This is a genomic window from Actinophytocola sp., from assembly GCF_045807065.1.
In the GTDB taxonomy this organism is placed as follows: Bacteria; Actinomycetota; Actinomycetes; order Mycobacteriales; family Pseudonocardiaceae; genus Actinophytocola.
In genome coordinates, this window is record NZ_JBJMIE010000640.1 from 1 (window position 1) to 10,637 (window position 10,637).

Sequence of the window (10,637 nt, forward strand, 5' to 3'; positions counted from 1 at the left end):
CAAGGGTTGGTGGTGGCTGGCTGGGGCTGGCGGTGGGGTGGGGCGGTGAGGGTTGGCTTTCGTTGGTGCTGGCTGGCTTGTTGAGCGGGTGGTTGGCGCGGGATGCTTTCGGGCCTGTGCGGGGTTTCTCCGTGCAGGCCCGTATCTCGCGGCAAGACCATGCCGGGGCCTGTGCCTGTGCGCGAGGCGCCCGCGGCTCTTATCAACAGAAAACGCTCGGCTGGAAGTGTTCCAGCCGAGCGTTCAGCTATCTCTTGTCGAACTGTGCGTGGGTTGGTGTCACATGTCAGGGTCGGAGAGCATGCCCTTGCGCAGGGTCTCCAGTGTCCTCGACAGCAGGCGGGACACGTGCATCTGCGAGATGCCGATGCGGTCGGCGATCTGCGTCTGCGTCATGTGGCGGAAGAACCGGAGCGTCAGGATCTGCCGCTCCCGTTCCGGCAGGGCCTCGATCAGCGGACGGAGTGACTCGTAGTTCTCCACGCCGTCCAGGGCCTCGTCCGGTTGGCCGAGTGTGTCGCCCAGGGGGTCCGAATCGGCCTCCGGGGACAGGGCCTCGTCCAGGGACATCGAGTGGTAGGCGTTGCCGGCCTCCAGGCCCTCGTACACCTGCTCGGGTGACAGGCCCAGGTGCTTGCCCAGTTCGCTGGGTGTCGGCGCGCGGCCCAGGCGTTGGGACAGCTCGGCGCTGGCCGCGTTGATGGCCAGGTTCAGTTCCTTGAGCCGCCTTGGCACGTGCATGGACCAGCTGGCGTCGCGGAAGTGCCTGCGTACCTCGCCCATCACCGTCGGGACGGCGAACGACAGGAAGTCCGTGCCGCGGTCCGGCTGGAAGCGGTCGACCGCGTTGATCAGGCCCAGGGTCGCCACCTGCACGAGGTCCTCGCGCGGCACGCCACGGTTCGAGAACCTGGTGGCGATGTGCTCCGCGAGTGGCAGGTGACCGGTCACCAGCTCGTTGCGTAGTTCGGCGCGACGGGGGTCGTTCTCGGGCAGCGCGGCCAGTTCGTCGAACAGGGGGGTCAGGTGCTCGTAGCCGGTGGCCGAACTCTCCTGGTCTCTGGCGCGCGAACTCTGCGTCCCGGTCACCCGGGAAGCCCTTCCATCCGGCGTTTGGCCAGCTCAATGTGCACCTGGTGCGGGGTGGTCGGATCGCTGTCGACGGGGCCGTCGACCCAGGTGGCCGTGTGGTCGGTCAGCGTGCTCAGTACCCGCCAGCCGAACGAGTCGCTGCTCGGCTTCGCGTCGCTTGTGGACGGTACGGATACGACGAACCTGATCTCTTCCGCGCTGACCTGGAACGTGCACCGCAACATCGCGTTCGGCGCACCCTGGGTGATCAGCGTCGAGCACGCCTCGTCGACCGCCAGGCGCAGGTCGGCGATCGAGTCGAGGTCGAAGTCCGCGCGCATGGCGATGCTCGCGGCCAGGGACCGGATGATGGGAAGGTTCGTGAGCACGGCGGCGATACGCAGCTCGATCTCTTCTGGACTGCCGTCCTCGGTTCCTTCGTACATGTCGCCGGGGTACCCACAATCTCTGAGGCATAACACAGGTACGCGTGCCACGGGGTGACCGCCCCACCACCGTATCGGGTCCATGCGTCCTCCTCAACACGCCCCCGCCGACAGCTCTCGGTAACGTGGGACCGGCAAGCCGTCGAAACGAAGGAGCCAAATCAGATGTTGGCGGTAACGGAAGCGGCTGCCGAGGCGATCAGTGCGCTGACCGCCCAGGGTGGCATCGAGGACGGCGGGCTCCGGTTCGCCATCGAGAGCGAGACCGAGGCCCAGGCCGCGCTCGCGCTCACCGTGGAAAGCGGGCCGGTCGACGGCGACCAGGTCGTCACGGCGAACGACGGTGCGCACGTCTTCCTCGAGGAGCGCGCGGCCGACTACCTGTCGGACAAGGTCCTCGACGTGCAGGCCGCGGCCGACGGGCAGCTGGAGTTCGCGGTCCTCGAGCAGGACTGACGCTCTACTGAGGACCGGGTGGGTCACCGGCCGAGGGCCTTCTGCAGCTCCTGCTTGCTCATGGAGGAACGGCCCCTGATGTTCTTCTTCTTGGCCTCGTTGTAGAGCTGTTCCTTGGTCGGCCCGCCCGGTCCCTTGTGCGACCGCTGCCCGCCGCGCTTCTGCGGTGACATGTCGTTCGTCGAGCTCCGGCTCTTCGTCCGCGACTCGCCCGACTGCGCGCGGTTCTTGTTCACCGTCCTGGCCGCGATCTCCTTGGCCCGCTTGTCGCCGGTGCCGCGCTTCTTGGCGCCATCCTTGATGTGCTCGTACTGGCGCTCGCGCTTGTCGCTCCACGACTGCGGCATCCTCGCCACCCCTTTCGTCGTCCTCGCCAGGGGCGTACCCGTTCCCGCGCACGCCGAACCGCGGCCCGACGTGCCGAAGGACCCCCGCCGACGTCGGCGGGGGTCCTTCGGGGCGGTGCTCAGGCGTTCGCGGGGACCTTCTCGGTGGTCGGTTCCGGCTCGGGCTCGGCGGCGGTGTCGTCGTCGAGCAGCGGGAGGTCGTTGCGGTCGTGGAGGGCGTCCTCGTCGAGGATTCCGGTGCCGCGGGCGACCAGGACCGGGACGGTGATCTGACCGGCCACGTTGGTGGCGGTGCGGGCCATGTCGAGGATCGGGTTGACGGCGAACACGATCGCGACGCCGGTGGCGATCACCTCGGCCGGCAGGTTCACCGCGGCGAGGGTGAGGGTGAGCATCGTGAACCAGCCGGTGGTGCCGGCGGTGGCCAGCGAACCGAACACGGCGACGAGCACGATCAGCACGTAGTCGCCGAAGGACAGGGTGATCCCGTTGAGGTTCGCGATGAAGATGGTGGTGATGGCGGGGAAGAGCGCCGCACAGCCGTCCATCTTGGTCGTCGTGCCGAGCGGGACGGCGAAGCTGGCGTACCCGCGCGGGACGCCGAGGTTCACCGCGGCCTGGCGGGACAGCGGCAGCGTCGCCCCGGACGACTGCGAGACGAACGCGAACTGCAGCGCCGTCCACGACTTGCGGTAGAACGTCAGCGGGTTGACCCTGCCGACGAACCGCAGCAGCAGCGGGTAGACGCCGAACAGCACGAGCGCGCAGCCGAGGTAGACGGCGGCGATCAGCGAGATCAGCGGCGCGAAGAACTCGTTGCCGTAGCTGGCGAACGCGTTGCCGAGCAACCCGAGGACGCCGAGCGGCGCGAGCCAGATGATCCACCCGAGCACCTTCTGGATGATGTCGAACGCCGCGCGGTTCACGTCGACGAAGGTCTTCGCCCGGTCGCCCAGGACGTAGGCCGCGCCGCCGACGAGCAACGCGATGAACACGACCTGGAGGACGTTGCCCTCACTGAAGGCGCTGAAGAGGTTGCTGGGCACGATGCTCTGGACGAAGGCCCACCAGTCCCCGGGCGACCGCTCGGCGATGGTGGCCACGGCCTCCTTCGACGGCGAGACCCGGACACCGCTCCCGAGGTTCCCCACGAGCCCGATGACAATCCCGATGATGACCGCTATCAGCGATGTGATCGCGAACCAGGCCAGCGTGCGGCCACCCAGCTGAGCCGCGGTCCGCGGTCCACCCAGGTGCCGCAGACTGGTGATCCCGACGACGATCGCGGTGAAGACGAGCGGGATCACCGTGAACTGCACGAGGCTGACGAACACCTCCCCGATCCGCGACAGCGTGGTGGCGAGCCAGGCGATGTCAGCCTGCTTGGCGACGAAGCCGAGTAAGGCCCCGAGGACGAGCCCGGCCAACACGGCGAGCCCGAAGATGGTGTTACGGCGCGACCGAGGCCGTTCGGCCTGGGTCGCTGCCTGCGTTGTCGACATCTGTACTCCCGAAGACGTCAGAACGTGACCGTTCGGCTGGCCACTATCTGGCATCTAACCTCGGGTTCTGGTGAGAATCCGCCCTTCTCATGATGTGGACTAGACCAACTGGCCCCCAAGCCGGTCGGCAACCCTGCCGAGCAAGATCATCGCCGGCCCCCGGAATGCCTCCGGCCCCCGGAATCCAGCCTAACGGTCGGGACGACGTTTCCCGGCGGTCGAGCTGGTCCTGTGGACAACTCGGTTGGCTGTGGACAACTCCCAGCACAACAGCGGTCGGCGGACGGGACTGTCGGTGGTCCATGGGAGGCTGGAACCGGGGGCCGGAGGCCAGACCCACCAGCGGCGAGTCTGCGGGATCGAGGCAGAGGTCGCGCTGTTTTCCCAGTTCAGAAGGTGCTGCCCTGACTTTGAGGGGCGAACCGATCCTGGGTCGGCCCGTTCGAGCCGAGCTGACCCAGGAACGGGGCCGCGGTGGTCAGCAGTGGACCTTGACCTTCTTCAGGTCGGTGCGCAGGGCCGGTGGGCCGTCGAGTGGGGCTGGGTCCTCGGGTGTGGGTTGGACACCGGCGGCGGCTACGTGGTCCAGGGTTGCCAGGCCGGCGTCGCCCACGGTGCCGAAGATGGTGTAGTTCGGGCGCAGGTATGCGTTGCCGTACACCAGGAAGAACTGGCTGCCGTTGGTGTCCGGGCCCGCGTTCGCCATGGCCAGGGTGCCTCGCGGGTACACCTTCCGCGCGCCGGTGGGGTCGGTCGGTGCCGGGGCAAGGTCGACCGGCAGTTCGTCCTTGTACCGGTAGCCCGGGCCGCCCTCGCCCGTGCCGGTCGGGTCGCCGCACTGGAGCACTTCCAGCGTCGGATACGTCGTCAGGCGGTGGCAGGTCGTCCGGTCGTAGAAACGCCACCGTGCCAGGTGGATGAAGCTCTGGACCGTGCACGGGGCCGCCGCGCGGTCCAGGGTCAGCGGCAGCGGACCCTGGTTGGTGCTGACGTCCACCCTCACCGTGCCGTGGTTGGGGGTTCGCCTCGGGTCGGGTGGGAGTGGGACGGGACGGGCGGCGGGCTCGTCGGGGGTTGCCGTGTACTGGCAGGGACCGTGGGTGGTGCCCGCGGTGTCGGCGCCGGCGGGCGTTGCCACCATCAGGCTCGCGGCGGCCACCAGCAGGGCGCCCGCCGCGATCGTGAGTTTCCTGAGCAACAGGACCTCCTCTTGGTGAAACGGCGACGCAGTCTAGCTCAGCCTCACGCAGGACGAATCACAAACCGGACGGTCGGTTTATTCTAGACGCAATCATATGCCAGCCGCCCAACTTCGGCATGCCGCGGTCCGCGCCGGGGGGCACCGGCACGTCGACTGACTCGCGCGCATCGCGCGGTGGGCGTGGGGGAGATTGCCGCGCTGGGCGTCGGCGCGATGACGGCGTGTGGAACGCAGTCACCTCGTCCGGAGACAGGGGGACGCCGAAGCGTGGGGGGATTGCCGCGCTGGGCGTCGGCGAGGTGACGGCGTGGAACGTCAGTCATCCCCGGAGACGGGAGAACGTCGAAGGGTGGGGGGATTGCCGCGCTGGGCGGTGAGGTGACGGTGTGGAACCGCCAGCCCTCGTCCGGAGACAGGAGAACGCCGACCGGACGCCGCCTGGGTGGCGGGTCCGGTCGGCGTTGAACCTGTGCCGTGGGGGCGGGGTCACCTGTCCGGGTGTTGTTCGATCAGGCGGCCGGCGCTCGCGGAAGGCGGGTCAGTGCGAGACCGGGTTCGTGGTGGTCGGGGTGGTCGTGTTCGTCACGGTCTTGCCGGGCACGGTGGCCGGTGTGGTGGTCGCGCTCGCGGTGGAACCGCCGGTCAGGCTGTGGACCTTGCGCACCGCGGTGTCGATGTGCTTGTGGTACTTGCCCTTGGTCCGCTTGTCGATGAACTTCCCGGCCGTCGCGGCCATCTTGTTCACCTTGTCGGGGTTCTTGCGAATGTAGCTGCGTGCCGCGGCGGCGGTGCCGGCGATCGCGGTCAGTCTCTTCAGCGAAGGCATTGCCTGCTCCTTCCGTCGTCGCTGTTGAAAGTACGGATACCACTCCGCGTGGGTCTCAAACGTGTCGGAAAGAGTTGACATGTCGGAGATCTCCGACGTATTGTTCCGTCGTGCCCGACGACCTGCTCTTCACCGCCATGGCCAACCCCGTGCGGCGCAAGCTGCTGGAGCTGCTGCGGGACGGCGCCCGGACCGCCGGCGCGCTGGCCGCGCAGTTCGACCTCAGCCGCCCAGCGGTGTCGGAACACCTGCAGATCCTCCGGCGCGCGGAGCTGGTCCGCGAGGAGGTCCGCGGCCGCGAGCGGCACTACCACCTGACCGCCGAACCACTGGCCGCGGTGAGTGACTGGCTTCACCCGTTCGAGCGCTACTGGCGTGACCGGATGCGCACGCTGTCCACGATCATGGAAGAGGAGACCGATGAGCGAGACGATCCACGTTGACCAGTTCATCGCCCAGCCGCCCGCCAAGGTGTGGCGCATGCTGACCGAGCCCGACCGGCTCGCCACGTGGTGGGCGCCCGGCGACATCCGCCCCGAGGTCGGGCACCGGTTCACGCTGGACATGGGCAGGTGGGGCAGGCAGCCGTGCACGGTGACCGAGGTCGAGGAGGACCGCCTGCTGAGCTACACCTTCGGCGAGGGCGACGTCGACTGGACGATCACCTGGCGGCTGGTGGCCGAGGGTGCCGGCACCCGCTTGTTCCTGGCGCACAGCGGTTTTGACCTCGACGACCCGCGTCACGCCATGGCTTTCGAGAACATGTCGGGGGGCTGGGCCAAGATCCTGCCGCACCTGGCCCGCAGGCTCGAGGAGACGCCGGTCTAGGCACGCAGGTAGGCCAGCACCGCGAGCACGCGGCGGTGGCCGATGTCGTTCGGCGGCAGTCCCAGCTTCGTGAAGATGTTGCCGATGTGCTTGCTCACCGCCGGTTCGCTGACCACCAGTTCCGCCGCGATGGCGGCGTTCGCGCGGCCCTCGGCCATCAGGGCCAGGACGTCGCGCTCGCGGGGTGTGAGGGTGCGGATGGGGTCGTCCGCGTGGCGGCGGACCATCAGCTGGGTTACCACCTCCGGGTCCAGCACGGTGCCGCCGCCGACGACCTCGTGCAGGGCGTCGAGGAACCTCGCCACCTTGCCGACCCGCTCCTTCAGCAGGTAGCCGACGCCGCCGGCGCCGTCGCTGAGCAGGTCGGTCGCATAGCTGTCCTCGACGTACGCCGACAGCACGAGGACCGGCAGCCCGGGCAGCAGGCGGCGTGCCTCGACGGCGGCACGCAGGCCCTCGTCGGTGAACGACGGCGGGAGGCGGACGTCCACGACCACCGCGTCGGGGCGCTCCGCCGACACGGCGGCCAGGAAGTCGGCCGCGTTGTCCGCGGCCGCGGCGACCTCGATGCCCTCGGTGCCCAGCAGCAGGACGAGGCCCTCGCGCAGCAGCGCGTCGTCCTCGGCGATCACGACCCGCATGGCAGCTCCACCCGCAACACGGTCGGCCCTCCTACCGGGCTGCTGATCGACGTGCCGCCGTCGAAGGCCGCCACCCGGCGGCGGATGCCGGCGAGGCCCGTCCCACCGGCCTCGTCGGCGCCGCCGTGGCCGTCGTCCCGCACCTCGATGACCAGCGGGTCCAGGCCCCGCAGCCGGACCTCGCAGTGGTCGGCGCCGCTGTGCTTCGCCACGTTCGTCAGCGCCTCCGCGACCACGAAGTACGCCGCCGACTCCACGGCCGCCGGCGCACGGCCCAGGTTCTCCACCGTCAGCGTGGTCGGCACGGCGCTGCGCGCGATCAGGCCGGCGATCGCGCCGTCCAGGCCGCGTTCGGCCAGCACCGGCGGGGAGTTGCTGCGCACCACACCCCGCGGGCCGGCCAGCGCGTCGCTCGCCGCGTCCTGGGCCTTGAGCACCAGCGGGAGCGCCGTCGCCGGGTCGCGACGCAGTGCGCGCTCGACGATGCCGAGGTGCATGGCCACCGCGACGATCCGGTTCTGCGTGTCGTCGTGCAGGTCGCGTTCGATGCGCCGCAACTCGGCGCCGTGCGCCTCGAGCGCGGCGGCCCGGCTCGCGGTCAGCTCGGCGACCCGCTCCGCCAGCCGCGCCCCTGGCGGCGGCGAGAGCAGCTGCCGCGACCAGCGGATCTGCAGCCGCGCGAGCCATGGCGTGACCCACAGCGTGGCGAGCGCGTAGGCGACGGCGACCAGCGGCATGAACGCGGCGCCGGTCCACGACGTCACCGGGTACGGCGCCACGACCGGGTCGTCGTTGGGCGCCAGCCACCAGTACAACGGCACGAGCGCGGAGTTGACCGCGGCGCCGGGCAGTGAGCAGCCGACCAGGCCGACGACCGTGCCGGTGAGCGCGTGCACGACGAACCAGACGGTGTGCCGCCACGTGTCCGGCTCCGCCCCCGTGGGAATGGGCCGACCCGTGTACGCGGCCACCCGCCGGCGCTCGTAGCCGACCACGACGTCCAGCAACCGCGCCGCCACCTGCCGGGCGGACAGGGCGAGGAGCAGCAGGACCGGCAGCGCCAGCAGGGACACGAAGGCCGTGACCGCGCCGACGAGCAGGAACACCACGGCCCGCCACACCGCCCGCACCCGATCACGCATGGGACAAGGATGGGGTATGGCTGGCTATACCCCGAAACCGGTATCCAGCTCCATCGATCCGCGGCGCCCGGATCAATAACTTCTCACTCGTGATGGGAACCAAGATCTCCGGGGCGACCGCGGTCCAGCTCACCGAGGTGTCCAAAGTGTACGGCCGGGGGGCGGCGTCGGTGACGGCCCTCGACAAGGTCAGCATCGCGCTGGCACGCGGGAGTTTCACCGCGGTGATGGGCCCGTCCGGGTCCGGCAAGTCCACGTTCCTGCACTGCGCGGCGGGCCTCGACCGGCCGACCTCCGGGACGGTGCGCCTCGGCGACACGGACCTGTCCAAGCTCAAGGAGGTCGCGCTCACCGAGCTGCGCCGTGAGCGGATCGGGTTCGTCTTCCAGGCCTACAACCTGCTGCCGGCGCTGACCGTCGAGCAGAACATCGCGCTCCCGCTGCGCCTCGCCGGCCGGGCGGTCGACCAGGCGTGGCTGCGTGAGGTGGTGACCCAGGTGGGGCTCACCGACCGGCTCGCGCACCTGCCGAACGAGCTGTCCGGTGGGCAGCAGCAGCGGGTCGCGATCGCCCGCGCGCTGGTCACCCGCCCCGAGGTTATGTTCGCCGACGAGCCGACCGGCGCGCTCGACACCCGCACCGGCCGCCAGGTGCTGACGCTGCTGCGCAACGTCGTGGACTCCTTCCGGCAAACCGTGCTCATGGTGACCCACGACCCGGTGGCCGCGTCGTTCGCCGACCGCGTGGTGTTCCTCGCGGACGGCCGGTTCGCGGACTCGCTGGAGCGGCCCAACCCGGCTGCGGTGGCGGAGCGGATGACCAGGCTGGGTGAGTGGTGATGCTCGACCACGCGAGGGCGACCATCCGCCACAGGAAGGGCCCGTTCGTCGGGATGTTCGTCGCGGTGCTGGCCGCCGCGGCGCTCGTGACGGCACTCGGGGTGCTGCTCGAGTCCGGTCTGCGGGCCGGGGTGCCGCCGCAGCGCTTCGCCGGTGCGCCGGTCGTGGTCGGCGCCCAGCAGTCCATCTCCGTGGCGGAGGACATGGACCAGCCGTACAGCGAGCGGGTGCCGCTGCCGGCGGACGTGGTCGACAAGGTGGCCGCGGTGGCGGGGGTGACCAAGGCCATCGGCGACCTCAGCGTTCCGGTGACCCTCGACGGGCGACCGGTGGCCGGGCACGGCTGGAGTGCCGCCACGCTCACGCCGTTCCACCTGCGGGACGGCGGGGCGCCCCGCGAGGACGGGGTCGTGCTCGACAGCGCACTCGCCGCCGGCGTCAAGGTCGGCGACCGGGTCGACATCGCGATCGGCGCGGTGCCCCGCACGTTCACGGTCACGGGGATCACCGCCGAGGCGCTCGGGCGCCAGTCCACGTTGTTCTTCACCGACGCCCAGGCACGTGAGCTCTACGGACGCCCCGAGCAGGTCGACGCGGTCGGCGTGCTCACCGACCAGGACGCCGGCGCGGTGGCCGACCGGATCGCCGCCGCGTTCCCGAAGCTCGCCGTCTACACCGGCGACGCCCGCGGCGACGTGGAGTTCCTCGACGTCGGGCAGGTGCGCTCGCAGCTGATCCTGCTGTCGCTGTCCTTCGCCGGCACGGCGATCATGATCGCCATGCTCGTGGTGGCGAGCACGCTGGCACTGTCCGTGCAGCAGCGCCGGCGGGAGATCGCGTTGCTGCGTGCCGTCGCCGCGACGCCCCGGCAGGTGCACCGCATGATCGGCGCCGAGATCCTGCTGGTCGCGGGCAGCGCGGCGGTGCTGGGTGCGGTGCCCGGCTACGGCCTCGCGTACGGACTGCGCGCGGCGTTCGCCTCCGTCGGGATGCTGCCCGCCGACTTCGGGCTCGCGCTCAGCCCGCTGCCCGCGGTGGCGGCGGTCGTGCTTTCCATCGGCACGGCACGGATCGCGGGGTGGATCGCGGCCCGGCGCGTGGCGAAGATCCAGCCGGTCGAGGCGCTGCGGGAGTCCGATGTGGACGCGAAGCCGATCAGACGGGGCCGGGTGCTCGCCGGTCAGCTCGCGCTGGTGCTGGGGACGGCCGCGTCGTCGCTGGCGGTGATCCTGCCGGGGGAGACGGCGGTGGCGGGTGCGGGTAGCTCGGCCCTCCTGATGGTGGTCGGTGTGGCGCTGCTCGGGCCACGGCTCGTGGAGTGGACCATCCGGCTCGTCG

At 70.3% G+C, this 10,637-nt stretch carries 13 protein-coding genes; 5 read left to right on the forward strand and 8 right to left on the reverse strand.

Translation table 11 applies throughout. The features are described 5' to 3' along the window. Positions 1-279: 279 nt before the first annotated feature. The gene (locus tag ACJ73U_RS37220; protein ID WP_407782458.1) at positions 280-1,089 is read right to left on the reverse strand and encodes an RNA polymerase sigma factor SigF; all 810 of its coding nucleotides are present in this window, start codon (positions 1,087-1,089) and stop codon (positions 280-282) included. Further along, positions 1,086-1,517 (reverse strand): ATP-binding protein, encoded by a 432-nt coding sequence (locus ACJ73U_RS37225; RefSeq protein ID WP_407782459.1) that lies wholly within the window; start codon positions 1,515-1,517, stop codon positions 1,086-1,088. The genes ACJ73U_RS37220 and ACJ73U_RS37225 overlap by 4 nt, the downstream gene beginning before the upstream one ends. Before the next feature lie 165 nt (positions 1,518-1,682). Between ACJ73U_RS37225 and ACJ73U_RS37230 the strand changes: the two genes are divergently transcribed. Further along, positions 1,683-1,973: an iron-sulfur cluster biosynthesis protein gene (locus ACJ73U_RS37230; protein WP_407782460.1), complete on the forward strand. Its 291-nt coding sequence runs from the start codon at positions 1,683-1,685 to the stop codon at positions 1,971-1,973. Between the two features lie 23 nt (positions 1,974-1,996). On the opposite strand, the gene ACJ73U_RS37235 is transcribed toward ACJ73U_RS37230, so the two are convergent. The 4 genes from ACJ73U_RS37235 to ACJ73U_RS37250 all read right to left on the reverse strand — a co-directional run bounded on the left by ACJ73U_RS37235 (position 1,997) and on the right by ACJ73U_RS37250 (position 5,849). Then, positions 1,997-2,320: a plasmid stabilization protein gene (locus ACJ73U_RS37235; RefSeq protein WP_407782461.1), complete on the reverse strand. Its 324-nt coding sequence runs from the start codon at positions 2,318-2,320 to the stop codon at positions 1,997-1,999. 119 nt (positions 2,321-2,439) lie between these two features. Beyond that, positions 2,440-3,822 (reverse strand): dicarboxylate/amino acid:cation symporter, encoded by a 1,383-nt coding sequence (locus ACJ73U_RS37240; protein WP_407782462.1) that lies wholly within the window; start codon positions 3,820-3,822, stop codon positions 2,440-2,442. 478 nt (positions 3,823-4,300) lie between these two features. After that, positions 4,301-4,963 (reverse strand): peptidylprolyl isomerase, encoded by a 663-nt coding sequence (locus ACJ73U_RS37245; RefSeq protein WP_407782469.1) that lies wholly within the window; start codon positions 4,961-4,963, stop codon positions 4,301-4,303. A 598-nt stretch (positions 4,964-5,561) separates the two neighbouring features. Next, complete coding sequence (locus ACJ73U_RS37250) at positions 5,562-5,849, reverse strand: antitoxin (protein WP_407782463.1); 288 nt, start codon at positions 5,847-5,849, stop codon at positions 5,562-5,564. Positions 5,850-5,959: 110 nt separating this feature from the next. Here ACJ73U_RS37250 and ACJ73U_RS37255 point away from each other — a divergent pair, with 110 nt between their 5' ends. Further along, positions 5,960-6,292 (forward strand): metalloregulator ArsR/SmtB family transcription factor, encoded by a 333-nt coding sequence (locus tag ACJ73U_RS37255; RefSeq protein WP_407782464.1) that lies wholly within the window; start codon positions 5,960-5,962, stop codon positions 6,290-6,292. Continuing rightward, a complete protein-coding gene (locus ACJ73U_RS37260) occupies positions 6,270-6,677 on the forward strand; it encodes an SRPBCC family protein (RefSeq protein WP_407782465.1) in 408 nt (135 codons plus the stop codon). Before ACJ73U_RS37255 ends, ACJ73U_RS37260 begins: the two co-directional genes overlap by 23 nt. Here the strand turns inward: ACJ73U_RS37260 and ACJ73U_RS37265 are convergent. Then, entirely contained in the window at positions 6,674-7,318 is a 645-nt protein-coding gene (locus tag ACJ73U_RS37265; RefSeq protein WP_407782466.1) for a response regulator, read from the reverse strand. The genes ACJ73U_RS37260 and ACJ73U_RS37265 overlap by 4 nt on opposite strands. Further along, positions 7,306-8,460, reverse strand: coding sequence for a sensor histidine kinase (locus ACJ73U_RS37270; RefSeq protein WP_407782467.1), 1,155 nt, complete (start codon positions 8,458-8,460; stop codon positions 7,306-7,308). The genes ACJ73U_RS37265 and ACJ73U_RS37270 overlap by 13 nt, the downstream gene beginning before the upstream one ends. A gap of 92 nt (positions 8,461-8,552) precedes the next feature. Between ACJ73U_RS37270 and ACJ73U_RS37275 the strand changes: the two genes are divergently transcribed. Together ACJ73U_RS37275 and ACJ73U_RS37280 are read left to right on the forward strand one after the other, a co-directional pair. Continuing rightward, a complete protein-coding gene (locus tag ACJ73U_RS37275; protein WP_407782470.1) occupies positions 8,553-9,299 on the forward strand; it encodes an ABC transporter ATP-binding protein in 747 nt (248 codons plus the stop codon). Further along, on the forward strand, positions 9,299-10,637 hold a 1,339-nt coding region (locus ACJ73U_RS37280), incomplete at its 3' end, for an ABC transporter permease (RefSeq protein WP_407782468.1). The genes ACJ73U_RS37275 and ACJ73U_RS37280, both read left to right, overlap by 1 nt.

Coding starts and splice junctions, on each gene's coding strand:
- ACJ73U_RS37225 (WP_407782459.1), bottom strand. CDS start 1,517: ATGTACGAAGGAACCGAGGACGGCAGTCCAGAAGAGATCGAGCTGCGT.
- ACJ73U_RS37230 (WP_407782460.1), top strand. CDS start 1,683: ATGTTGGCGGTAACGGAAGCGGCTGCCGAGGCGATCAGTGCGCTGACC.
- ACJ73U_RS37235 (WP_407782461.1), bottom strand. CDS start 2,320: ATGCCGCAGTCGTGGAGCGACAAGCGCGAGCGCCAGTACGAGCACATC.
- ACJ73U_RS37240 (WP_407782462.1), bottom strand. CDS start 3,822: ATGTCGACAACGCAGGCAGCGACCCAGGCCGAACGGCCTCGGTCGCGC.
- ACJ73U_RS37245 (WP_407782469.1), bottom strand. CDS start 4,963: ATGGTGGCAACGCCCGCCGGCGCCGACACCGCGGGCACCACCCACGGT.
- ACJ73U_RS37250 (WP_407782463.1), bottom strand. CDS start 5,849: ATGCCTTCGCTGAAGAGACTGACCGCGATCGCCGGCACCGCCGCCGCG.
- ACJ73U_RS37260 (WP_407782465.1), top strand. CDS start 6,270: ATGAGCGAGACGATCCACGTTGACCAGTTCATCGCCCAGCCGCCCGCC.
- ACJ73U_RS37265 (WP_407782466.1), bottom strand. CDS start 7,318: ATGCGGGTCGTGATCGCCGAGGACGACGCGCTGCTGCGCGAGGGCCTC.
- ACJ73U_RS37270 (WP_407782467.1), bottom strand. CDS start 8,460: ATGCGTGATCGGGTGCGGGCGGTGTGGCGGGCCGTGGTGTTCCTGCTC.
- ACJ73U_RS37275 (WP_407782470.1), top strand. CDS start 8,553: ATGGGAACCAAGATCTCCGGGGCGACCGCGGTCCAGCTCACCGAGGTG.